18 protein-coding genes are annotated in these 22491 nt (G+C 71.4%); 8 read left to right on the top strand and 10 right to left on the bottom strand.

Features of this window, described 5'->3' with window-relative positions; genetic code table 11:
* Positions 1 to 62: 62 nt before the first annotated feature.
* The 6 genes from AB0B91_RS20140 to AB0B91_RS20115 all read right to left on the bottom strand — a co-directional run bounded on the left by AB0B91_RS20140 (position 63) and on the right by AB0B91_RS20115 (position 6132).
* Positions 63 to 1022 (bottom strand): phosphatidate cytidylyltransferase, encoded by a 960-nt coding sequence (locus AB0B91_RS20140; RefSeq protein WP_358321394.1) that lies wholly within the window; start codon positions 1020 to 1022, stop codon positions 63 to 65.
* The gene (locus AB0B91_RS20135) at positions 1019 to 2734 is read right to left on the bottom strand and encodes an aminotransferase class I/II-fold pyridoxal phosphate-dependent enzyme (RefSeq protein ID WP_358321392.1); all 1716 of its coding nucleotides are present in this window, start codon (positions 2732 to 2734) and stop codon (positions 1019 to 1021) included. The genes AB0B91_RS20140 and AB0B91_RS20135 overlap by 4 nt, the downstream gene beginning before the upstream one ends.
* A gap of 158 nt (positions 2735 to 2892) precedes the next feature.
* A complete protein-coding gene (locus tag AB0B91_RS20130; protein WP_358321389.1) occupies positions 2893 to 3354 on the bottom strand; it encodes a peptidase inhibitor family I36 protein in 462 nt (153 codons plus the stop codon).
* Positions 3355 to 3464: 110 nt separating this feature from the next.
* Complete coding sequence (locus tag AB0B91_RS20125) at positions 3465 to 4139, bottom strand: FadR/GntR family transcriptional regulator (RefSeq protein ID WP_358321386.1); 675 nt, start codon at positions 4137 to 4139, stop codon at positions 3465 to 3467.
* 7 nt (positions 4140 to 4146) lie between these two features.
* Entirely contained in the window at positions 4147 to 5283 is a 1137-nt protein-coding gene (locus AB0B91_RS20120) for a mandelate racemase/muconate lactonizing enzyme family protein (RefSeq protein ID WP_358321383.1), read from the bottom strand.
* Between the two features lie 39 nt (positions 5284 to 5322).
* On the bottom strand, positions 5323 to 6132 hold the full coding sequence (locus tag AB0B91_RS20115) for an IclR family transcriptional regulator (RefSeq protein WP_358321380.1): 810 nt from the start codon (positions 6130 to 6132) through the stop codon (positions 5323 to 5325).
* A gap of 96 nt (positions 6133 to 6228) precedes the next feature.
* On the opposite strand from AB0B91_RS20115, the gene AB0B91_RS20110 reads away from it, so the two are divergent.
* From AB0B91_RS20110 to AB0B91_RS20085, 6 genes are read left to right on the top strand one after another with little or no spacing between them, the layout of a single operon-like run.
* Positions 6229 to 7167, top strand: a complete 939-nt coding sequence (locus tag AB0B91_RS20110) for a 5-dehydro-4-deoxyglucarate dehydratase (RefSeq protein WP_358321377.1) — start codon at positions 6229 to 6231, stop codon at positions 7165 to 7167.
* Positions 7168 to 7182: 15 nt separating this feature from the next.
* Positions 7183 to 8475, top strand: coding sequence for a glucarate dehydratase family protein (locus tag AB0B91_RS20105; RefSeq protein ID WP_358321374.1), 1293 nt, complete (start codon positions 7183 to 7185; stop codon positions 8473 to 8475).
* A gap of 13 nt (positions 8476 to 8488) precedes the next feature.
* Positions 8489 to 9484 carry a tripartite tricarboxylate transporter substrate binding protein gene (locus AB0B91_RS20100; RefSeq protein WP_358321372.1) on the top strand — a complete coding sequence of 332 codons (996 nt, stop codon included), beginning with the start codon at positions 8489 to 8491 and terminating at the stop codon, positions 9482 to 9484.
* On the top strand, positions 9481 to 10005 hold the full coding sequence (locus AB0B91_RS20095; RefSeq protein WP_358321369.1) for a tripartite tricarboxylate transporter TctB family protein: 525 nt from the start codon (positions 9481 to 9483) through the stop codon (positions 10003 to 10005). Before AB0B91_RS20100 ends, AB0B91_RS20095 begins: the two co-directional genes overlap by 4 nt.
* A 16-nt stretch (positions 10006 to 10021) precedes the next feature.
* Positions 10022 to 11521: a tripartite tricarboxylate transporter permease gene (locus AB0B91_RS20090; RefSeq protein WP_358321367.1), complete on the top strand. Its 1500-nt coding sequence runs from the start codon at positions 10022 to 10024 to the stop codon at positions 11519 to 11521.
* The gene (locus AB0B91_RS20085) at positions 11518 to 11913 is read left to right on the top strand and encodes a universal stress protein (protein ID WP_358321364.1); all 396 of its coding nucleotides are present in this window, start codon (positions 11518 to 11520) and stop codon (positions 11911 to 11913) included. Before AB0B91_RS20090 ends, AB0B91_RS20085 begins: the two co-directional genes overlap by 4 nt.
* Before the next feature lie 7 nt (positions 11914 to 11920).
* On the opposite strand, the gene AB0B91_RS20080 is transcribed toward AB0B91_RS20085, so the two are convergent.
* The 4 genes from AB0B91_RS20080 to AB0B91_RS20065 form a co-directional block, all read right to left on the bottom strand.
* Positions 11921 to 13465: an OmpA family protein gene (locus AB0B91_RS20080; RefSeq protein WP_358321361.1), complete on the bottom strand. Its 1545-nt coding sequence runs from the start codon at positions 13463 to 13465 to the stop codon at positions 11921 to 11923.
* Positions 13466 to 13531: 66 nt separating this feature from the next.
* Positions 13532 to 14485: an NAD(P)-dependent oxidoreductase gene (locus AB0B91_RS20075; RefSeq protein ID WP_358321358.1), complete on the bottom strand. Its 954-nt coding sequence runs from the start codon at positions 14483 to 14485 to the stop codon at positions 13532 to 13534.
* A 10-nt stretch (positions 14486 to 14495) separates the two neighbouring features.
* Entirely contained in the window at positions 14496 to 15758 is a 1263-nt protein-coding gene (locus tag AB0B91_RS20070; protein ID WP_358321355.1) for a hypothetical protein, read from the bottom strand.
* Positions 15759 to 16018: 260 nt separating this feature from the next.
* The gene (locus tag AB0B91_RS20065) at positions 16019 to 16342 is read right to left on the bottom strand and encodes a hypothetical protein (RefSeq protein WP_358321352.1); all 324 of its coding nucleotides are present in this window, start codon (positions 16340 to 16342) and stop codon (positions 16019 to 16021) included.
* A 332-nt stretch (positions 16343 to 16674) separates the two neighbouring features.
* On the opposite strand from AB0B91_RS20065, the gene AB0B91_RS20060 reads away from it, so the two are divergent.
* Both AB0B91_RS20060 and AB0B91_RS20055 read left to right on the top strand, forming a co-directional pair.
* The gene (locus AB0B91_RS20060; RefSeq protein WP_358321349.1) at positions 16675 to 17541 is read left to right on the top strand and encodes a DUF4132 domain-containing protein; all 867 of its coding nucleotides are present in this window, start codon (positions 16675 to 16677) and stop codon (positions 17539 to 17541) included.
* A gap of 2 nt (positions 17542 to 17543) precedes the next feature.
* Positions 17544 to 22478, top strand: a complete 4935-nt coding sequence (locus tag AB0B91_RS20055; RefSeq protein WP_358321346.1) for a DNA-binding protein — start codon at positions 17544 to 17546, stop codon at positions 22476 to 22478.
* Positions 22479 to 22491: the final 13 nt, after the last annotated feature.

Raw genomic sequence — 22491 nt, 5'->3', positions numbered from 1 at the left:
CGCCACCCGGCCCGACCTCAGCGGACGAACCCCGCCAGAAAGGCCCATGGCGCGCCAGCGGGTCATGCGAGGAGCAAGGCCAGCGCGAGTGTGAGCAGCAGGGAGTCCAGCCGGTCCAGCAGGCCGCCCGCCCCTGCCAGCCACGACGCCGAGTCCTTGGCCCCGGCCCCGCGCTTGACCATCGACTCCAGCAGATCGCCCAGCGGCGCACCCAGCGCCACGGCGAGCGCGAGCGGGACGGTGAACGCGCCCAGCAGTGCCAGCGCGCCCAGCCCCGCGACGGCGCCGGCCAGCGCGCCGCTCCAGCGCTTGGCCGGAGACAGCGGTGACAGAGCCGGCCCGCCCAGCAGCCGCCCGGCGAACGAGGCCGCGATGTCGCCCACCGACACCGCGACGAACACCGCCAGCACGACCGGGCCAAGCAGCACCACCCCCACCAGCGGCAGCAACCAGACCACCCCGAACACCCCCAGCGACGCCCTCCTGAGCCCGCCCGCCGCGTCGCCGCCGAGCAGCGGGACGAGCGTGACGGCCAGGGCGGCGGCGATCAGCACGCGCGGCAGGTACGGCAGCGCCAGCCAGGCCACCAGCGGTAACGCGACCACGACCACCACAAGCGCCGCCCGGTCAGGCACGGCCAACCCCATCAGCCCGCCGTACTCGAGCGCGCACACGACCCCGGCCACAACGGCCAGCGCCGCCGCCCCGCCCGGCCCGGCGTACAGCGCGGCGACCACCACGGGCACGGCCACCGCCCAGACACACCAACGCAGGATGTACTCCCGCCTGCGCGACAGCGCGACGGCGATCCCACCGACAACAAGCGCGCCCGCGATGTACGGGATCGCCGTGCCGGGGGTGATCAGATCCGCGGTGTGCGGGATCGCCCTGCCGGAGATGGCCAGGGCTGCGATGTGCGAGATGGACGCGTCGGGAGCGACGAGGGCTGCGGTGTGCGGGAGCCGCGCCCCAGGGATGATCAGGCCGACAGCGTGCGGGACGGTCGCGTCAGGCGTGATCACGCGATGGTCCGCAGGTGGTCCAGCGTGGCGGCGACGGTGGCGGTGATGTGGTCGTTGGCATCGGGGTCGCGTACCGAGATCCGTACCGTCCTGCCCTCGAAGGCGGGTGACAGCGGCGACAGGTCGCGCAGGAACACCCCGGACCGCCGGCACGCCGCCACCAGGCCGGCCGCGCTCGGGCCGGACCGGGGCAGCGTCAGCAGGACGAAGTTGGCGGCCGACTCGTGGACGTGCAGGTCGTCGCCGATCGCGGCGAGCCGTTTGGCGAGGCCGGAGCGCAGGGCGCGGGTCTGGGCCCAGTGTTCGGCGTAGTGGCCGGGGTCGCGCAGGGCGTGCACGGCGGCGATCTGGGCGGGCAGGCCGAGCCCCCAAGGAGGGGTCCAGCGGCGTAACTCGGCCGCGAGAGCCGCCGGTCCGGTGAGGTAGGCGGCCCGCAGGCCCGACAAGGCATACATCTTGGACAGCGACTTGCACACCACGGTATTGCCGGACGCCGCGGCGAACGTCTCCAGCGATTGCCCGGCACCGGCGTACTCGACGTAGGCCTCGTCGATCCAGAACCGCGTCCCGCCAGGCGCGTCCGCGATCACCCGGCGCAGGTCCCCGGCGTCGGTGTGGACGCCGGTCGGGTTGTTGGGATTCACGATGACCACCAGGTCGTAGCGCTCACGCAGCGCGTCTCGCAGGCGGCCGGGGTCCGGCCGCCAGCCGTCCGCCCGGCGCAGCGGGAAGCGGTCGGCGCGGCAGCCGATCACCCGCTCGACGACATGGGCGTACTCGCCGTAGACGGGGTCGGGCAGCAGCACCCTGGAGGAGGGGTTCAGCCAGCCACGGAACGCGCGGAAGATCAGGTCCGACGAGCCCGCCCCGGCCGCCACGGCCTCCGGGGGCAGGCCGCGGCGTTCGGCGATCTCCTCGACGAGCCCTTCGGGGTAGGCCGGGGGAGAGGTACGGGCGAGCCAGCCCAGATCGTCGCCCAGCAGCTTGACCACGGCGGGAGCGGGCGGATACCACGCGTCGAGCACGTCGGCGGGAACGACGTCGCCGCGCGCCGGCAGCGTGTCGAACCGGCGCCCCAGCGCCCCTATCGAGGCGCCGCCGTGCTGGCAGGCGGGCGGGCCGGGCAGGAACGGCATCTCCAGACTCCAGCGCACCCTCGGCTCCAGGGCGCGCAGCAAGGGGCCGTGGTCCCGCAGCGCCCGTTCGGCCAGGTCACTCACCTGCCCGGACAGCACCTCGAAGGTGACGGCCCCCGCGCGTACCCGCGTCCCGGTGCCGGTCAGCCCGGCGGCCAGGTACATGCCGAGGATCTCGGTCCGTCCCAGCGCCACGACGGTGCGGCCGCCGTGCGCGGCCACCCAGCGCAGCGCCGCGTGCATGAGCAGCGGCGCCGCCGCCGAACCCCGCCAGCCCGGGTCCACGGTCAGAATGCGGATCTCGAACAGGCCGTCCCCACCCAGGACCGGGTGCCCGTCGCGGCTGAGGTACTTGTCGATCGAATAGCGGCCCGTCCAGGGCGGTGTCACACTGATGAACCCCACGGGCCGGTCGCCGTGGGCCGCGACGAGGTAGACGTTGTCGTCGTCGAGCGCGTCGGTCAGCCGTTCGGCCTGGTTGGGCGGGTGCTGGCCGAGCTCGTGCGCGTAGACCTCGTGCCGCAGCCGGTAGATCCACTCTCTGTCGGACGCGGACCCGGGGCGGATCTCCAGCATGACCATGTCTATCGGACGTACCCCGCGACCGGTCGGTTTCCCCTCCCGGACGACAGAAGCCCCCGCCTGAACTGCGCGGGGGCTTCTCATGCTCGTGCTCGCGATCGGCTATGGCCGGCGCCCGATGCCCGGATCACCTGCCCGCTGTCGCGTCATCTTTACCAGTCGACCACGTCGACCGTGTCGTTGTGCTCCGGAGGCTCTTCGAGGGATTCGCCCGCGGGCAGGATGCGCCGGACGTCGTCGTCGTCATCGACCAGCACGGCATCGGACTCGGTGTTGTTGACCCACGATGAGACGTTGTTGGCGGCGGACCGGCCGCCCATGGGTAGCCAGCGAAGGTCCACCCGGTAGCCCGCGCCGATGCCGTACGCGGGTCCCCGGCGCATGTAGTGCTGGTACAGGCACAGGGTCGCGGGTGGGCAGGGCTCGCCGTCGCTGAGCTGGATCACGCCGGGCGGGAACGCCGCGGGCGCCGTCGTGGCGGCGTGCGCCGCCGGCGGGATGATGAGGGCCGCTACGCTCGCGACGGCCAGCGTCACCACGGTGCGCGCGACGCGCAGTTGAGGTGTCGAGCGGTTCTTCGCCGGGATGGTCTTGTGCTGTGGCACTCCACGCATTGATTACCCTCCGCTGTCTATTGCTCACTCTCTGTAAGCAACAATCTCATTAGAGCAACGAAAGCCCTGCTTGGTCGAGGGTTGACCAAAGATGGGGCTCCAGGTGGTGCTCAGTGGGCGGCGAGCAGGCGGCTGCGGCTGTTGCCCAGGTGGACGCGGGCCGCCGCCCGCGCGCCGTCGCTGTCCTGGCGCTCGATGGCCGCGTAGATGTTCTCGTGCTCGACCACGATCTGCTCGAAGTGCCCCTGCCCGGCGGGCGACAGCCGGTCGCGCGGCACGATGATCATGGACGGGCCGAACGAGGTGATCAGGTCGGCGAAGTGGCGGTTGCCGGTCGCCAGGGCGACGCGGAGGTGGAACTGGTAGTCGGCGTTCACCGCCGCGCTGGGGTTGTCGGCGCTCACGGCGAACCGGTCGAGCGCCGCCCGCAGGTCCTCCAGGCGGGGCCCGCCGCGCCGGCGGGCGGCGAGCGCGGCGGCCTCGACCTCGAAGGCCGTGCGGAACTCGAGCAGGGCGACCACGTCGTCGAGGGTCAGCTCGCCGCTCTGCCCGAACTCGAACCTGGTCGAGCCCGGCCGGGCCAGCACGAAGCTGCCGCGGCCGTGCTGGGTCTCGACGAGCCCGGCCGCCTGCAGCCGCGAGATGGCCTCGCGGACGACCGTCCTGCTCACGCCGTACGTCTCCACCAGGCTGCTCTCGGTGGGCAGCTTGTCGCCGGGGTGGATGACGCCTTCCTGGATGCGAGCCGTCAGGTCGTCGACGAGGGTCTGGGTCAGGCTCGCCATCGGGGGGTCAGTCCTTCCTGGTGCCGAACTCGCACTGGTCCGCGGTCCACTTGGCGGCCTGCTCGCTCGGAGTGCACCCGATGCCGGGACGGCCGGGCACGATCATCCTGCCATCGCGGATCTCCAGGCGCTCGTCGAACAGCGGCTCCAGCCACTCGAAGTGCTCCACCCACGGCTCCAGCCCGTAGGCCGCGGCCAGGTGCAGGTGGATCTCCATCGCGAAGTGCGGGGCCAGCTGCAGGCGGTTGTGCTCGGCCAGTGCCGCCAGGCGCAGGAACGGCGTGATGCCGCCGATGCGCGGCGCGTCGGGCTGGATGACGTCGGCGGCGCCCACGCGGATGAGCTCGGCGTGCTCGGCGACGCTGGTGAGCATCTCGCCGGTCGCGATCGGCGTGTCGAGCGAGGCCGCGAGCGCCGCGTGGCCGGCGCTGTCGTAGGCGTCCAGCGGCTCCTCGATCCAGACCAGCCCGAACTCCTCCAGCGCCCGGCCCATGCGCTGGGCGGTCGGCCGGTCCCACTGCTGGTTGGCGTCCACCATGAGGGGCACGCCGTCGCCCAGGTGCTCGCGGACCGCGCGGACCCTGGCCAGGTCGACGCGGGAGTCGGGGTGGCCGACCTTGAGCTTGATGCCGCCGATGCCGCGTCCGAGCGAGGCGCTCGCGTTCTCCAGGACCTGCTCGATCGGGGTGTGCAGGAAGCCGCCGGAGGTGTTGTAGCAGCGTACGGAGTCGCGGTGGGCGCCGAGCAGCTTGGCCAGGGGGAGCCCGGCGCGCTTGGCCTTGAGGTCCCACAGCGCGACGTCGAGGGCCGCGATCGCCTGCGTGGCCAGCCCGCTCCGCCCGACCGACGCACCGGCCCAGACCAGCTTCTCCCACAGGCGGGCGATGTCGCTGGGGTCCTCGCCGAGCAGCTCAGGGGCGATCTCCCTAGCGTGCGCGTACTGGCCGGGGCCGCCGGCCCGCTTGGAGTAGCCGAAGCCGAAGCCCTGGTGGCCGCTCTCGGCGCCGATCTCCGCGAACAGGAAGGCGATCTCGGTCATGGGCCGCTGCCGTCCGGTGAGCACCTTGGCGTCACTGATCGGGGTGGCGAGCGGCAGGTAGACCGAGGAGAGCCGGACCCAGGCGATGCGATCGGAGGAAGTCATGGCAGTCATCGTACAACTCGCCATGTCGTCATACAACAGCTAGAACTCGCCCAGGTCCATGGGGGCCATGCGCTCGATGGCCAGCCGGGTGCGCTCCATCGCCTCGGTGATCTCCTTCGCGCGCTCCTCGGTGAGGTTGGTGATGGGCACCGAGCAGCTGATCGCGTCGGTCGGCGGGCTGGTGTAGCGCAGCGCGAAGCCGAAGCACATCACGCCGACGTAGTTCTCCTCGTCGTCGATCGCGTAGCCGCGCTTGCGGGTCAGCTCCAGATCCCGTTCGAGGGACTCGCGGTCCACCAGCGTCTTGGGCGTCAGGGGAGTGAACTGCTCGGGGATCGGCACCTCCAGGCCGGTGCCGAGCCGCTCGGCCAGCAGCGACTTGCCCATGGCGGTGCTGAAGGCGGGGAGCCGGCGCCCGACACGGCTGAAGGGGCGCAGGTACTGGCTCGACTCCTTGGTGGCCAGATAGACGATGTCGCCCCGGTCCAGGCGGCCGAAGTGGATGGTCTCGTCGAGGAGCACGCTGAGATCGTTGATGTGCGGCTGCACGATGCGCAGATAGGGGTCGGTGTCGAGGTAGGTGGTGCCGGCCAGCAGGGCGCGGATGCCGATGCTGTACAGCGTCCCGCTCGCGTCGGTGCGCACCCAGCCGCGCTCGACCAGCGTCCGGATCAGCGCGTAGATGCTGCTCCTGGGCGCGCCGAGCGCGTCGCTGAGCTCGCGCAGCCGGGCCGGCCGGTTCTGCCGTGAGGCCAGGAGCTCGAGGAGTTCGACGGTACGGGCGGCGGACTTCACGCCCCGCACGCCGCCCTGCGCCGTACCCTCGGCCTCGTCTAGGGGGAGTGTCATCGCACCTCATCTGTCATGGGAACGGCCGGTTGACACATTACCAATTTGCGAGCAAGACTGCTCGCCACGTAACAGGCATCTACATATGGAGACAGGATGACCGCTACGTATACAGTTGATGATGTACGCGCCAGGCTCCGCCGGGGTATGGAGGCCGCCGTGTTGTCGTTCCCGCTCACGCCGTTCGACACCGGCGGCGCCGTGGACCTCGACTCCTTCCGCGCCCATGTCCGCGATCAGGTCGCGGCCGGACCGGGCGCCATTTTCCCGTGCTGCGGGACGGGCGAGTTCTTCTCCCTGGCCGAGGACGAGTACGAGAGCCTCGTCACGGCCGCGGTCGAGGAGGCGGCCGGGTCGGTGCCGGTGGTCGTGGGAGCCGGGTACGGCTGGGCCCAGGCCGCGCGCTTCGCCGCCATCGCCGAGCGGGCCGGGGCCGACGCGTTGCTGCTGATGCCGCCCTACCTCGTGGAGGCGCCCCAGGAGGGCCTGGTCGAGCACGTACGAAGGGTCGCGGCCAGTACGTCGCTGCCCGTCATCGTGTACCAGCGCGCCCAGGTGAAGGTGGCGGTGCGCAGCATCGCCGCGCTGGCCGAGATACCTAATGTGATCGGTTTCAAGGACGGCCACTCCGACCTCGACCAGTTGCAGCGGCTCAAGCTGGCCGCGCCGCCGGACTGGCTGTTCTTCAACGGCGCCGCGACGGCCGAGATGCAGGCCCGCGCCTACCGGAGCATCGGCGTGCCCGCCTACTCCTCCGCCGTCCACGCCTTCGCCCCCGAGATCGCGAAGTCCTTCTTCCGCGCCTTCCACGCCGACGACCACGAGCGGGTCGACCTGCTGCTGAGCCGTTTCTACATCCCGCTGGTCGAGCTGCGCGACAAGGGGATCGGCTACGGCGTCTCGCTGATCAAGGCCGGGGCGCGGCTCCGCGGCGTCCCCGTGGGCTCCGTACGCGCCCCGCTCGCCGACCCCTCCCCAGAGCACCTCGAAGAGCTCCGTGCCCTGCTGGACACGGGCCTTGCCCTCGTCCGGTAAGGAAGGAATCCCCCTATGTCGCAACCCATCCCCCGGATTGTCAGGGCGACCGTCACGCCGATCCTGATCAGCGACCCGCCGCTGCTCAACGTCCTCGGCGTCCACCAGCCGTACACGCCGCGCACCATCGTCGAGCTCGAGACCGACACCGGCGCCACCGGGGTCGGCGAGACCTACGGCGACACCGAATACCTCGAGGTGGCGCGGAACCTCGCCAAGGCCGTCATCGGCCGGCCGCTCACCGCGCTGAACGGGCTGCACGACCTGGCCTACGACTCGGCGGGGCTCACGCCCGGCACGGTCAACGAGTTCGACCCGGCCGGACTGCGCGGCGCACGGACGAACGAGAAGATCGTCCGCAGCGTGGTCTCGGCGTTCGAGGTGGCCAGCCTGGACACCCTCGGCAAGGCGCTCGGCCTGCCCGTGCACGCGCTGCTCGGCGGCAAGGTCCGCGACCGGGTCGACTACAGCGGCTACCTGTTCTACCGGTGGGCCGAACACCCGGTGGAGGACGCCCCGCGCGACGACTGGGGCGCCGCCCTCGACCCCGAAGGCGTCGTACGGCAGGCGCGGCGGTTCACCGACACCTACGGATTCCGCTCCTTCAAGCTCAAGGGCGGCGTGTTCCCGCCCGAGCAGGAGATCGCGGCCATCAAGGCGCTGGCCGAAGCCTTCCCCGACCACCCGCTGCGCCTGGACCCGAACGGCGGCTGGTCGGTCGAGTCGAGCGTGCGCGTCGCCGAGGAGCTCGACGGCCGGCTGGAGTACCTGGAGGACCCGACCACGGGCATCGACGGCATGGCCGAGGTGCGCGCCAGGACCGGCGCGCTGCTGGCCACCAACATGTGCGTGACCACCTTCGGCGAGATCCCCGAGGCGTTCGCCAAGGACGCCGTCCAGGTGGTGCTGTCCGACCACCATTACTGGGGCGGCCTGCACGCCACGCGCGAGCTCGCGGCGCTCTGCCGCACCCACGGGGTGGCGCTGTCGATGCACTCCAACACCCACCTCGGCATCAGCCTCGCCGCGATGACCCACGTCGCCAGCGTCATTCCGGACCTGGAGTACGCCTGCGACAGCCATCGGCCCTGGCAGACCGAAGACGTCATCACCGAACCGAACCGCTTCACCGGCGGCGCCCTCGAGGTGTCCGACGCCCCGGGACTCGGGGTCGAGCTCGACCGCGACGCCCTGGCCACCCTGCACGAACGCTGGATCGAGCTCGACGGCTTCCGCGATCGGGACGATGTGGCCGCCATGCGACAGGCCGACCCCACGTGGGTCCAGCCCCCGCTTCCACGCTGGTGAAAGAGAGAACACCATGAGAATGCCCTCCACGATCGGCCTGCGCATCGGTGGCGCCCTGCTGGCGGTGGTCGCGCTGACCGCCTGCTCGGTCAAGGGCGGCGGTGCCGGCGACGGCGCCGCGTACCCCAGCAAGGCCGTGGAGTTCACCGTCCCCACGGAGCCGGGCGGCAGCACCGACCTGGTCACCCGCGCCCTGGCCAAGAGCATCGAGAAGCCGCTCGGCAAGCCGGCCGTGGTGGTCAACAAGCCGGGCGCCAACGGCAAGATCGCCGGCAAGGACGTCTTCAGCAGCAAGCCGGACGGCTACCGGGTGGCCGTGATGCCGCAGTCGCTGTTCGCCATCGGGCCGCTGATGGTCCAGGACCCCGACGCCATCAAGCTGGAGGACATGACCTTCGTCAAGGGACTGGCCGTCGAGGACTACGCCCTGGTGGTGCCGGCGTCCTCGCCGTACAAGACGGTCAAGGACATCCTCGCGGCCGACAACATCAAGTACGGCACCACGGGCGCGGGGACGGGCAGCCAGCTGTCCCAGGCCCTGCTGTTCGGGGTGGCGAAGGTGAAGGCGACGCCCGTGCCGTTCGACGGCGGCGCCCCCACGATCACCGCGGTCCTGGGCGGCAAGGTCGACGCGGCGTCCGTGCAGATCGCCGAGGCGGCCAAGCACGTCCAGTCGGGCAAGCTCCGGGCGCTGGCCGTGTTCGGGAGCAAGCGCGTCGAGGCGCTGCCCGACGTGCCGACCGCCACCGAGTCCGGCTATGACGTCGTGGTGGACCAGCGCAGGTTCGTGGCCGCGCCCGCCGGGCTGCCGGCCGATGTGCGCGACAAGCTGGCCGGCGCCATCGACAAGGCCATCGCGACGCCCGAGTACGGCGAACTGCTGAAGTCCAACTACATCGGCCGCTGGGAAGTCGGCGGCGACGAGGTCAAGACGCAGCTCACCAAGGCCCAGGGCGAGTTCGCCGCACTGACGAAGAAGCTCGGGATCGACCTCACGGGCGAGCAATGACCAGCGTCACGCCGGAGGAAGACCTGCCGCGGGAGGACGGGCCGGAGGAAGAGGGCCTGCCCGTCCCGCCGAGCCCGGAATACGCGCGCCGGCAGAACATCGTCGCGGCGATCATTCCGCTCGTCGTCGGTGTGATCGCCGGGATCATGTCGTGGAATCTCGGCATCGGCTCGCTGTCCAACCCGGGCCCCGGCCTGTGGCCGCTGGCCGTCTGCGTCGCCATGGTCGTGACCGCGGCGGTGCTCGTGCTGCGGTCCGGGCCGACCGGCGAGGAGGAGATGTTCACCCGGGAGACGCTGATCGTCGTCGTGGCGGCCGTCTCCCTCCTGGGCTACGCGTTCCTGTTCGAGCGGATCGGCTTCGAGATCCCCACCGTGGCGCTGCTGGTGCTGTGGCTGAAGGGGCTCGGGCGGGAGGGCTGGCGGATGACGGCGATCATCTCGCTCGGCACGACCGCCGCCCTCTACCTGCTGTTCGTCACCGGGCTCGGTGTGTCACTCCCGCACATCCTGCCCTTCTGAACGAGATCGGCTGACCATGGATTTCTTCTCCCCGGTGATCGCCGGGTTCGGGGTCGTCTTCCAACCGGAGAACCTGTTCTACTGCCTGCTCGGCGTCACGCTGGGCATGCTCGTGGGCGTGCTGCCCGGCCTCGGCCCCGCCGCCACGATCGCCATCCTGCTGCCGGTCACGTACAACATCGAGCCGACGGCCGCGATCATCATGCTCGCCGGCATCTTCTACGGCGCCCAGTACGGCGGCACGATCACCTCGGTGCTGCTGCGGCTGCCCGGCGAGGCGTCCAGTGTGGTGACGGCCATCGACGGTCACGAGATGGCCAGACAGGGCCGTGCCGGCTCCGCGCTCGGCATCGCGGCGATCGGCTCCTTCATCGGCGGCACGGTCGCGGTCCTCGCGCTCACCTTCGTCGCCCCGCTGGTGGCCGGGTTCGCGCTGGACTTCGGCCCCGCCGAGTACACGGCGCTGGCCCTGCTGGGCATCCTGCTGGTCTCCACGCTCGGCACCGGCTCCACGACCAAGAGCATCCTGATGGCCACCCTCGGCCTGCTGCTGGCGTCCATCGGCCAGGACCCGCTGGCCGGGACCTCGCGCCTGACGTTCGGCAGCGACCAGCTGCTCGACGGCATCGACTTCGTCATCGTCGCGATGGGCCTGTTCGGCGTCGGCGAGATCCTCTACAGCATGGAATCGCTGCGCGGCAAGAGCGCCCCCGCTCCCACCGTCGGCTCCGTCTACCCCTCGCGCAAGGACGTCAGCGAGTCCAAGGGCGCCATCACGCGCGGCTCGCTGGTGGGCTTCGTGCTCGGCATCCTGCCGGGCGGCGGGGCGACCATGTCGTCGATGGTGGCGTACGCGGTGGAGAAGAAGGCCGCCAAGCAGCCCGAGAAGTTCGGCAAGGGCGCCATCCAGGGCGTCGCCGGACCCGAGACCGCCAACAACGCCGCCGCCACCTCCTCCTTCATCCCGCTGCTCACCCTGGGCATCCCGGCGAACGCGACCATGGCCATCATGTTCGGCGCGCTGCTGCTGCAGGGCATCACGCCGGGGCCGCTGCTGGTGCAGGAGAAGCCGGACCTGTTCTGGGGCGTCGTCAACTCGATGTACATCGGCAACGTGCTGCTGCTGGCCATGAGCCTGCCGCTGATCGGGATCTTCGTCAGGATCCTGCGCATCCGGGCGGCGATCCTGGCCCCGCTGACGATCCTGATCACCATGATCGGCGTCTACACCGTCCGCATGAACGTCTTCGACATGTTCCTCATGGTCGGCCTCGGCATCGTGGGCTACCTGATGAAGAAGGTCGGCTTCGAGCCGGGGCCGCTGGTGCTCGCCTTCGTCCTCGGCAGCCTCCTGGAGTCGTCCTTCCGGCGCTCGATGCGCCTGTTCGACGGGCAGCTCACCGGCTTCTTCGGCCAGCCGATCGCCGCGACGCTGCTGGTGGCGATCCTGCTCATCATCGTCGTCCCGCCGCTGACACGCCTGCTGCGCAGGCCACGGAGAAAGGCCGAAGCATGACCGTCATCGTGGGATATCTGCCCAACAAGCTGGGCAGGGCCGCGCTCCAGCAGGCGATCGCGGAAGCAGTGCTCCGAGGGGTGCCGCTGAAGATCCTCAACGTCTCGCGGCCCGGCGCCTACGTCGACGCCTCGACCGCGGACGCGGCGGAGCTCGGGCGCCTGGTCGCGGAGCTGACTCCGGGCGGGCTGGTGCATGAGTTCGAGCAGGTGGCGGAGGACGACGTCGCCGAGGCCGTGCTCGCGGCGGCGGAGGCGGCCGCGGCGAGCCTGATCGTCATCGGGCTGCGCAGGCGCTCACCGGTCGGCAAGCTGATCATGGGCAGCAGCGCGCAGCGGATCCTCCTGGAGGCCAACTGCCCGGTGCTCGCGGTCAAGGAGCCTCAGGCCTGAGCCGTAGCTACTGGACCGGCACCTGAAGCTCGCGGAAGGTGGCGATCTTGACCTTCAGGGTGGCCGCCGCCGCGGGTAGCTCGAACAGGCCCCAGAAGTCCCTGCCCTGGCCGGGCCCGAACTTCCCGGTGCTCAGGCGGACCCCCGACATGTCGGTGCAGGCGCAGTAGGAGTCGGTGCCGCCGTCGTCCGCGGGGACCTGGAGGCGGCCGGGCAGGTACTGGCGGCCGGCGGCGGTCAGCGTGACGTCGGTGGCCGCCTGGTACTTGAACGACATCCAGTCCCGCGCGTGGTGCAGCTCGTTGAACCACGCCTCGGTGTCACCCTCGTTGGTGACGCGGTAGGTCAGCAGGCCGAGGCCGCCGGGCAGGCGCCGCAGGCCGGTCACCGCCATGGAGATCGGCTGGCCGTCCGCCCTGGCCGTACCCGTCAGCCCGGTCGCGTCCGGCGTGCTCGCCGTCGCGGGGGTGGGTGCCTCGGTGGGTTCAGGCCTGGTGAACGTCACCGTGACGCGGCGATTGCGGCGTTTGCCCTCATCCGTGTCGTTGCTGTACAGCGGGCGGCGCGAGCCGTACCCCCTGGCCTGGAAGGTGACGCCCTTCCTGGAGAGCTGCGTGGACAGCGCCCGCAGCACCGTCTGGGCGCGGCGCGTGGACAGCGGGTCGTTGATGGCGTCGGTGCCGGAGGAGTCGGCGTGGCCCTCGACCTTCACCGTGGCGCCGGGCGAGGAGTCGATCAGCTTGGCGGTGCGCGCCAGGATCGCCGCGGCCCCGCGGGTGAGCGCGGCCTTGTTCACCGCGAACAGGACGTCGGAGGAGAGGTTGACCCGCAGATCCTTGCCGTCGTCCGCGGTCTCCTCCGACTTGTCGAGCGACTCCGACGGGGTCACGATCCTTCGGGTGATGGTGGTGACCGGTTCGGCGTCCGGGTCGGGGATGTCCATGCCCGGCACGGTGACCGGCGGGTCGTCGCTGATGGGCACGTTCGTCATGGGCGGGCCGACGGGGGTGACGACGGTGGCGGTGGGCGGGTTGCCGGAGGGGGCGGGCGTGACCGCGTACACGGTGATCGCCTGTCCGGGGTCGATGAAGTAGCCGAGGCCGTCCCGCCTCTGGTCGGTGCACAGGCAGGGGAAGTCGGCGGGTTTGTAGGGCAGGATCCACGTACGGGCCGGCGCGTCGAGCACCCCGATACCGGAGGCCCACCGGATCTCGCCCAGCGGGCGGGTGGAGTCGCCCATCTCGCCCGTCCACGGCAGGTGCTTGTCGGTGCCCGTGTTGGTGAGCCGGACCTGGATGACCAGGTGCGTGCCCTTGACCCGGTTGAGGCCGACGACCTCGACCTTGAGGTTCTGGGTGAGCGTGCTGCGGGTCTCGGCCAGCGCGGGCCGCGTGTCCTGCCGGGAGACACCGGGGCTTGCCGAGGCGCCGGGGGAACTGGCGGGCGGGGCGGACGACGGCGCCACGGTCGGTGCCGGTGGCGCGGCCTTCTGCGGCACCCCGCAGGCCGTCACCAGGAGCACGGCGAGGGATGGGACGGCGATCCGGGACATCACCCGGTCGATACTGTCGTATCTTCCGCCCTAAATTCAGCATTTCGGGCAGTATGTACGTCGCGACTATCTGGTGATGGTCCCAGCCGCGACGAGCCAGTCGACCGCCTCGGCGATGGCCTCCAGCGAGGTGTGGCGCGGCCGGTGGCCGAGCAGGCGCTGGGCTTTGTCCATGGAGCAGTGGGGGCTGTGCGCGATGTGGTCGTAGGTGATGCCGGCCTGCTCTTCGGACACCGTGTCGCGCCACTGCTCCCACGGCAGGTAGGCGAGCCGGGCGTCCTGCCCGAACCAGCCCGCCACCGCCTCGGCGTAGCCGCGCAGCGTCAGGGCGGTGGTGGCGACGGAGTGGAAGTTCTCGCCCACGGAGCCGGCCGGGTTGGCCAGCGCGTCCATGAACAGGCGCGCCACGTCGTCGGCGTGGACGTGCTGGACGGTCTCCATGCCCAGGTTGGGCAGGGTCACCTCCGTGCCGTCGGCCAGGGCCTGGAACACGGCCGGGTCGAGATTGCCCGCCGGGTTGACCGGCACCCATCCCGGGCCGGTGATGTGGCCGGGATGGATGACGGTGGCCGGGAAGCCGTCACGGTGGGCGCGGTCGAGCAGGTGCGCCTCGATGGCGGCCTTCTGGCGGCCGTAGTGGGCGATCGGCCGCCGTGGCCGATCCTCGGTCGTGGGCACCCGGGTGCTGGGGCCGTGCACCCAGATCGTGCCGCAGTGCAGGAAGTGCCGGACGCGGCCGGTCAGCGCGGCCGCCAGGCGGCGCGCGCTGGACTCCTCGAAGCAGATGAGGTCCATGACGACGTCCGGCTCCAGCGCGACCATGCGCTTGCCGAAGGTGTCATCGGCCTCCTCCGCCTCGCGGTCGGCGGTGATCGTGGTGACCCGCTGCCAGGCGCCGTGCGGGGTGTAAGGGTCCCGCCGGCCCCGGCTCACGGCGACCACATCATGCCCCGCGTCGACGAGACGGGGAATGAGGTAGGTGCCGATATGGCCGCTGGCGCCGATCACCACAACTCGCATGAGCTACACGTTAGTCCACGTATTCGTAGGCGCCGGCTTCGATGTTGCCGTCCGAGCCCACCGTTACCGAGTCCAGGTCGAGGGGGTTGAAGGCGGTGATGCCGAGACCGATCGCCGGGCTGCCGCTCAGCAGGTGCAGGGGGTTGTTCGGGTCGAACTTGGGGTCCCGGCGCACGTTGGCGGTGCCGGCCGTCATCTGGTACTGGCCGCCGTAGAAGATGTTGTGGTCGTTGGCGGTGAAGGTGGAGTCGCCGTACGCGCTCTTCCCCGCGGCCACGATGATGTTCTGCGACAGCTTGAAGTGCGCGTTCGTGCAGCCCGCGTAGCAGACGACGCCCTCGGAGTCGGCGTTGGGCAGGTTCATCGAGTTGTTGCGGAACACGGTGCCGAACACCGGGCCGTTCGTCTCGATCTCGCCGTTGTCCTTCGTCGGACCGCGGGTGACGATGCCCGACCGGGACCTGTCGCCGTAGATGCCGTTGTACTCGAAGACGTTCCCGGAGGTTCCGTCGGGGTCGTTCGTCGATCCGTCGTCGTTGCGGCTGGTGCCCAGTTCGGTGAAGGTGTCGACGTCGAACGCGAGGTTGTGGTGGACGTAGTTGCGGGAGCCCATGAAGATCTCCACGGCCGCGCCGTCCCACTCGTAGTCGTAGCTGAAGGCCACCGATCCGGTGATGGTGTTCCAGCCGATGTTGGAGTCGTCACCCTGCACCAGCATCGCGAACGCGCCGGAGTCGTCGTTGCTGTTCTCCTCCTGCGGCGTGAGCTTGCTCATGAAGTTGTTGTTGACGAATTCGTTGCTGGTCACCGCGGTGCCGTTGGCGCTCGTCTCGATGTAGACGCCCGCCGCGGCGCCGGTGATGTAGTTCTGCTCGATGACGTTGTTGCTGCCACCTACCTTGATGCCCGCCCACGAGCAGCGGCCCTGGTTCGAGTCGACGCCGATCTGCAGGTTGTAGACCTCGATGTAGTCGCCTTCGAGGTACAGGCAGGCCTCGGTGTCGTTCTTGAGCACGGGGCGGTTGCCCGTGCCGTACGCGTCGACCACGATCGGTTGCCCGTCCGAGCCCGACCCCGTGATCCACAGCTGCCCGGACCAGGAGCTGCCGCGCTTCAGCATGAGTTTGGAGCCGGCGACCATCTCCGCGGCGTTCGCCTTGGCGAGGGTCTTCCATGGCGTGGTGTCCGAGAGGCCGTTCGCCGAGTCTCTGCCGTTGACGCTGTCGAGGTAGTAGGTGTGGGGGGTGTCGTCAGCAGAAGCGGGGGCCGACACGGCCCCCGCCATCACTAGTGCGAGTGCCGCCGCACTCGCCGCGCACGCCACTAATTTCCGGGTGGGTAAGTTCCAGGCACGCAACTGAGTTCTCAGCCTCCTGATCGCGGTGACGAGAGCCGGATGCCGTCCTCTGAGGACGAAGATCATCTGACTTCGGGGGTCACTTTAACCGTGATGCCCGGTTAATTTCGACACCCAAAATGATCATTTTGTGTCCGGAACGTGTCAGGAGGCCGAAAATCATCCCCAAAGGGGCGTCAGCGGATCACCCTGCACACCAGGGCGTCGGATGCGCCCCGCAGGGCGCTCATGACGACGTCCGTGGTGAGGAACTTGCACGCGAGGTAGGGATCGCCGGATCCGGCGTACTGCGGCGCGCCACCGGTGCCGCTGACGTAGCAGCGCAGGCCGCCCGCCTCGTAAAAGCCGAGCCACGAGGCCGAGTTGACCTTGGCGTGGCAGTATTCGCCGATCGAGGACGGCCCGAACGGGATGTCCACGACGGCCGCCTGGGCGGGCAGGGCGACGGCGAGCAGGGTGGCGGCGACGACCGAGGTCAGGGTGAGGACGCGACGAAGCACAGCGACTCCAGATTCGGGGGGTGAACACGTCATTCGGAGTATCTGTTAAGAAAGTTTCCTATGCAATATGTCGCCTCAAGGGAAAAGTCCCGTCATTCGGCGGAAAACCGGTACCGTACCAGCCATCTCTGACGGATCACCGCAAGACGCAGGCCGACAAAAGCCGCCTGCGCATGGCTCGCCACCCCACCCCCGTGCGCGCCGTCAGAGCGTCTGAAGCGGCCCGCCCGCCTTTGTCGGTCGGGGTCGCTAACGTTCGGCGCAGCACGGCGGCAGGGGCTGGAAAACCCCTGCTCATTTGGCGATTCATGCATGGTGAAAGGCGGGGACCGTTGGGTTGGCTGGCAGCGGGCGACGGCTACGAAGTCGCCCTCATAGAGGGCCGGGTGGCGGCGCGAGCCACCTCCGGCAGGGCAGCGGGACGGCAGCTGAAGTCGCTGCCGAAGGCGTTGCGGGATCATCCCGAGGTGGACCGGCTGCGCCGCTTCGCCGAATGGCTCGACCGGCACGCCGCCGCGTGTGTGGCGCAGGTGGACCTCTGGATGGTCTCGTCCCTGCCCGTGCCGACCGGGCTGCTGGCCCGCGTGTGGCCGGACGAGGCGTGGCAGTCGGCCCTGCGGGACCTGGCCGTGGTCGGTGACGATCCCGACGAGGTCGGCTTCCTGCGGGACGCCACCGACTCCGGCGAGCTGCGAGTGGTCAACCTCGACGGCGAGACCGTGCGGCTGTCGCCGCGGACGGTGACCCTGCCGCACCCCGTGCTGCTGCCCGACCTGGACGACCTGCGGGAGTTCGCCGCGGAGCTGGGCGTGGTCCAGAAGGTCGAGCAGATCCACCGCGCCACGTGGCGCAAGCCGGCCGACCTCAAGGCGGGCGAGACCACCGTGTCGGAGTTCTCCGGCGGCTCGTACGACTCCCGGTTCGGCCTGGCCGCGCGGGCCACCTCGCTCGGCTACCGCGTCTCCGGCGGCTACGCCACGTGCCGGGTCCGCGACGCGGGCAGCCTGGCGGAGGCGGCCGTCTGGATCGGCGAGCCCTACTGGGAGGACGAGGTGACGACGGGCGGCCTGAGCTGGCAGGACCTCGACGGCAGGACACTGCCACTGCGCGAGGTCGGGCCGGTGGCCTGGTCGGAGGGGATGCGGATGGCCGCGGCGCTCTACGCCGGGCGTCGGGTCGAAGAGGGGAAGGACGCGTGAGCATGTCTCAGGCCGAAGAGCTGCTGAAGGCCGGGGCCGTTCTGCCGCCCGGCACCGAGGAGACGGGCGAGCGGGCCGTGCCGATGACCGCGCGGCGCTACCGCCATCCCGGGCTGGACGACCGGGTGGTCGTGCGGCTGGTCGCCGGGGAGCTCGGCCCGGCCGAGGACCTGGCCGCGAGCTTCCTTGGCCTGGCGCCCGACGGGGAGCCGGCCGTGGTCGGGCTGGGCTTACAGCGCTCGCTCGGCTTCCCGGAATGGGTGCTGGTCAACCACCCCGAAGACGGGCATCACGCGCTCGCCGTCGTACCGGAGCTGGAGCGTACGGCCCGGCAGGCCAAGTCCAAGCCGAAGGCCGCGCTCGACACCTACCAGCGGCTGGCCCGTGAGCTGGCCGCCTCCGTTCCCCACTTCCTGCCCACGTTCTACGAGCAGAACGGCCGGGTGTTCCTGGGCGTCGACAACACCGGCTACGCCGCGCAGATGTTCGCCGCCGCGCGCCGGGCCGAGGCGGAGCACGGGCTCGACGTGGACGAGGACCGGCTCGACGCGGTGTTCCTGGAGTTCGCGCTGGCGGGGGCGCTGCCGGTCAAGGTGCTGTCCGGCTACGCCAAGGAGCTGGCCGTCCGGGTGCCCGCCGAGGAGGCGCTGCGCCGGTTCGCGCGGCTGTGCGTGCGGCGTACGGCGGGCGGGCTGCCGCCGTCGGCGCAGATGGCCACGGACCTGCGCCGCCTGGCCAAGGCCGCCGGGACCGACGCGGACGCGGCGGAGCAGGCCTACCTGGCCGAGCTGCTCGCCCTGCCGGCCACCCACCGGGCCGCGACGGGCTGGTGGAAGGCCCACCGCACGGCGCTGGCGGCCCTGGCCGCGCGGACGCCCGAGGTGCGCACCACGCTGCTCGACATCATGCCGGAGTCCATGGACGACGACCTGTCGGGCTTGTGGCTGGAGATCCTCGAGACGTCCGGCGCCACCGCCGGGCTGATCTCCGGCGAGGTGCCGGAGCGCCCCGGCGACGGCACCGCCGGCTGGCTCCAGCGGTTCCTGAAGGCGCGCAACCACGGCTGGGGTTCCCCGCCGCGCCAGCCCGCCCTCTACACCCTGGTGGAGCGGGCGGCCGAGCAGTTGCGGTCCGAGCTCACCGGGCCGGGGCGGACACTGACGATCGTCTACGACGTCGACCTGCTGGACCTGCTGCTCGCCCACGACCTCGCGGTGACCGATCCCGAGGAGCACGCCTCGCTGCAACTGGAGCGCTGGGCGAACGGGGAGGGGCAGCGCGACCTGGTCGCCCTGGCCGCCGACGCCCGGTTCCGGCCCTCGTTCGAGCGCGCGGCCTACTCCTTCAGCAACGACGAGTCCGGCCGGCGAGCCATCCGCCTGCTGGCCAAGTCACCCGGCGGGCGGCCGATGCTGGCCGAGTGGGTGGCCAAGGTGGCCCTGCGGTCGTCGGCCGCCGGGCTGCCGGAGCTGCCCGACGCCCTGAGCCGGCTGGCCTGGCTGCCGGGCGAGGCGCTGGCCCTGGCCGAGGACGAGGTGCGCCAGGCCGCCGCGGCGCAGGTCGCGCCGGTGCTCGCCCGCACCCTGCGGGCCGGGCTGTTCGACGAGCTGGGCTGGCCGGCCTGGGAGGAGGCGGCCGCGACCCTCGTCGCCAAGAAGGACGTCGACGACATCGTGGTCGCCGACGCCTGGCCGCACCTGATCACCGCGGGCTCCGCGCAGGTCCGGGTGCTCGGCCTCGAGGGCGCCGTGCTCACCCACGACCTGCGCGTCCCGGACAGGGACACCTGGAGCGACATCGGCCTGCACTATGTGGACGGCGAGTTGCTCGTCTACTGGCAGTCCCGCGACCTCGAGGGGCGGCTGCGCGGATACTGGCACACCGCCGCCGACCGCCTCCACCCGATGGAGGGCCGCGGCACCCGCGGGACGCGCATGGACTGGTACCGCGGTGAAGACGCGGTCTCCCTGTCGCTGCCCGGCGGCGGGCGGGCCACCGGCGCGGGGGTGCTGCATCGCGGGGACACGGCCGTTCCCGAAGAGCGGTCGATGATCTCCGACGGCACCTCGTTCTGGGTATGGAGCTGGGACGGATCCGACGGCGCCACCGCCGACTGGTACGAGTACGACCCGGTCACCGGGCAGGAGGGCAGGCGGGGCGGCCCCGCCTTCTTCGCCGACGCGCTCCGCGACGCTCCGGCCGGCAGCACGTTCCACGCGGGCTGGGTGCTGCCCGCGCCCTCGGACGAGGTCACTCCCGTGGGCGCTCCCGCGGGCGGGCTGTTCGGCTGGCGTGTGGTGCGGCTGCCCGACGGGTCGATGCGCGGTCAGGACATCTCCGGCCGTACGGTCACCTTGCCGCCCGACGCCGGGAACCCGGTGCGTGCCCTGACGTTCCCCGGGGATGACCGGCCGCGGACCGTCGTCAAGGGGAGTTACCGGCTCAGCCTGGTCGACCCGGACGGTGTCGTCACGGCCTGGGCCAGGACGGACGACGCCCCCGGCCACTTCGCCATGGGCAGCCTCATCCTGCCGCCGCTGCGCTACTGGTGCTACCTGCGCCCGAGGGATCCGCAGGGCTCCGCCGCCCTGCGGGGCCTGGACCTGGACACCGCGGCGGCCCTGCTGGCGGCCGGCGTGGAGAGAGCGGTCGGCGTGGAGAGAGCGGCCGGCGCGGAGAAGGACCTGGAGGCGCGGATACGCACGCTGCTCCCCGAGGTGAGCCATGACGCGCTCGTGGCCGGCATCGCCGGGGTCGTGCGCTTCGCCGCGACCCAGGTGACCGTGCTGGACGCCGTCGCGGCCCGGCTCTCCGAGGCGCTGGCCGGCGGCCACCGGGAGGAGGCGCCCGCCGGTCCCGCTGACCACCTCCTCGACCAGGCGCTCAGCGGGCTCGGCAGCACCGGCGGATACTCGTGGCTCCAGCACCTCGACGGCGCGTTCCGGCAGATCCGGGCGATCGGCCAAGGGCTGGCGTCTGGGGCGGCCACGGGCTCCTCGGGATCGGACTCGTCGGGATCGGGCTCACCGGGGCCGGGCTCGTCGAGGCTGGGTGGCACGCACCTCGACCGGCCGGGACTGCCGGACGTGGGCGTGCGCTGGGACGCCTTGCTCGACGACACCGCCGCCCTGGCGTTCCGAGCCGGATCGGCGTCGGCCGAGGAGGAGCACCGCACCACACTGCACAAGCTGCTCCACGAGCTCCACCGCCTCGGTCTGCCCGTCACGGCCGATCCGTCCCGCTGGCGGCGGATGTCGCTGCACCTCGACAAGCCCTTCCTCACCAAGCCCGACGGCGATTGGCGCGAGGGCAACTGGCTCGGCACCCTGCCGCTGGACGGCGGCGGGTTCCTCGCCTTCGTGAGCGCGGAGACCCGGGAGAACTCCGGCTGCGTGTGGACGGTGCTGTTCCACGACCCGGCCGGCCGCTTCGACGTCCCCCACCCGTACACCGTCCGGTCCTCGGACCCGGTCGGCGCGCCGCGCGAGGCGGGCTGGCTGGAGGCGTTCTTCACCGAACTGGCGGCGCGTGGACCGGCACCCTGGCGACCCGAGGCGGCCGAGGAGTTCGCCCGGCTCACCGGCGTCTCCCCGACGCTCGCCCGGCTCATCGTGGCGGGCCTGCCGTCCGTGGACACGTACGAGCGCAACTTCCTCGCCAAGGAGACCCGCACCACGCTCGGCGTGAAGCTGGCGGACGCCGCCGTCGCCAGGGACGAGCTGCGCAAGCTGGACGGCGGCATCCGGCGAGCGGTCGTCGCGGCGCTCCTGCCCGGCGACCCGGCCCGGCTCTGGACGGACGGCCCGGACGTGGCCGCCGCGGCGGCGGTGTGGAACGACAAGGTCGGGCCGCAGGCGGCGATTCCCGAATGGCTGCTGGGGGAGATGTCCCGCGCGGTGCGCACCGGCTGGGACACGAGCCGGGCGCTGCGCGTCCTCATCGACCCGGCCGCCGCGCCGGAGCTGGGCCGCGACCTGGCCTGGACCGTACGCGGCGACCGGGTCAGGCCCGTCGACGACAACGCCACCGGGTTCACCGCGAACGCGCTGGTCATGTTCGTCGCCACCGCGGGGTGGCTGGCGTACCGGCTGCCCGCCGGAGACCCGATCCGGGCCGCGCTGCCGGCGGCGCTGGCCGAGGTGCGCGCCCGGCTGGCCAACCCGGACCTGATGCTCGACCTCGACAGCTATGTCGACCTGCCCGCGTTCAGGAAGGCCGCCGGAGCCCCGACCGAGACCGGCCAGGGCTACGAGCGGTACGGCGCCCTCATCATGCCCACCCATGATGACCGCCCCTCCCCGGCCATCCGCACCGCGTTGCTGGACGCGGCAGGCGAAGACCCCTACCTGCGTGCCCTGCTCGGGTCCGAGGCGCCGTTCATCGCCGAGATCGCGTTGCGGATCGCCCGCGACCCGCGGTTCACGGCGCTGCTCGCCGATCCGGGCGATCCGGCGCAGGGGGAGCGGGACGCGGACGGGACGTGGTGGCCGCAGGATCCCACCAGGTCCGTGCCCGATCTGGTCGTCGAGGTGGCGAAGGAACACGGGCTCGGCGAGGACGCCGCGGCCACGTACCTGATGCTGCTGGCCCTGCCCGATCCCACCGACCGCAACATGGCCCGGTGGACGGGCTGGAAGCCCGCCCGGCTCAAGGCGGCCCGCGCCGAGCTGGCCGGCAGCGGCCTCGTCATCGAGGCCAGCCGGAGCCGGGCGGCGCGCACGCTGTTCCTGCCCGGCGGCTGGGCGGAGCAGTCGTCGCCGCGCCTGCCGGTGGAGCAGTGGAAGCTGGCCCTGTACGACCTGGGCAGCTACGACGGCACGCCGATCGTGCCGATCCAGCCCGTCGCCGACCTGTACGCCAGGGCGTGGCAGCGGGTGCGGGACGGCGACGTTCCCCGCTTCGAGCAGCTCAAGGTCAAGCGCGGACGGCGACGCTGAACACGCGTCGCCC

Origin of the sequence: Nonomuraea sp. NPDC049141, assembly GCF_040648415.1 — a bacterium.
Lineage (GTDB): Bacteria > Actinomycetota > Actinomycetes > Streptosporangiales > Streptosporangiaceae > Nonomuraea.
Note: the sequence above shows the minus strand (reverse complement) of the source record. Positions and strands in the feature narration are given on the sequence as shown.

Bases quoted from the DNA above. Each gene is read 5' to 3' on its own strand.
- AB0B91_RS20115 (WP_358321380.1), bottom strand. From the start codon at position 6,132: ATGACACTCCCCCTAGACGAGGCCGAGGGTACGGCGCAGGGCGGCGTG.
- AB0B91_RS20075 (WP_358321358.1), bottom strand. From the start codon at position 14,485: ATGCGAGTTGTGGTGATCGGCGCCAGCGGCCATATCGGCACCTACCTC.
- AB0B91_RS20055 (WP_358321346.1), top strand. From the start codon at position 17,544: ATGTCTCAGGCCGAAGAGCTGCTGAAGGCCGGGGCCGTTCTGCCGCCC.
- AB0B91_RS20090 (WP_358321367.1), top strand. From the start codon at position 10,022: ATGGATTTCTTCTCCCCGGTGATCGCCGGGTTCGGGGTCGTCTTCCAA.
- AB0B91_RS20080 (WP_358321361.1), bottom strand. From the start codon at position 13,465: ATGTCCCGGATCGCCGTCCCATCCCTCGCCGTGCTCCTGGTGACGGCC.
- AB0B91_RS20095 (WP_358321369.1), top strand. From the start codon at position 9,481: ATGACCAGCGTCACGCCGGAGGAAGACCTGCCGCGGGAGGACGGGCCG.
- AB0B91_RS20130 (WP_358321389.1), bottom strand. From the start codon at position 3,354: ATGCGTGGAGTGCCACAGCACAAGACCATCCCGGCGAAGAACCGCTCG.
- AB0B91_RS20100 (WP_358321372.1), top strand. From the start codon at position 8,489: ATGAGAATGCCCTCCACGATCGGCCTGCGCATCGGTGGCGCCCTGCTG.
- AB0B91_RS20135 (WP_358321392.1), bottom strand. From the start codon at position 2,734: ATGCTGGAGATCCGCCCCGGGTCCGCGTCCGACAGAGAGTGGATCTAC.
- AB0B91_RS20120 (WP_358321383.1), bottom strand. From the start codon at position 5,283: ATGACTTCCTCCGATCGCATCGCCTGGGTCCGGCTCTCCTCGGTCTAC.
- AB0B91_RS20125 (WP_358321386.1), bottom strand. From the start codon at position 4,139: ATGGCGAGCCTGACCCAGACCCTCGTCGACGACCTGACGGCTCGCATC.
- AB0B91_RS20085 (WP_358321364.1), top strand. From the start codon at position 11,518: ATGACCGTCATCGTGGGATATCTGCCCAACAAGCTGGGCAGGGCCGCG.
- AB0B91_RS20110 (WP_358321377.1), top strand. From the start codon at position 6,229: ATGACCGCTACGTATACAGTTGATGATGTACGCGCCAGGCTCCGCCGG.
- AB0B91_RS20105 (WP_358321374.1), top strand. From the start codon at position 7,183: ATGTCGCAACCCATCCCCCGGATTGTCAGGGCGACCGTCACGCCGATC.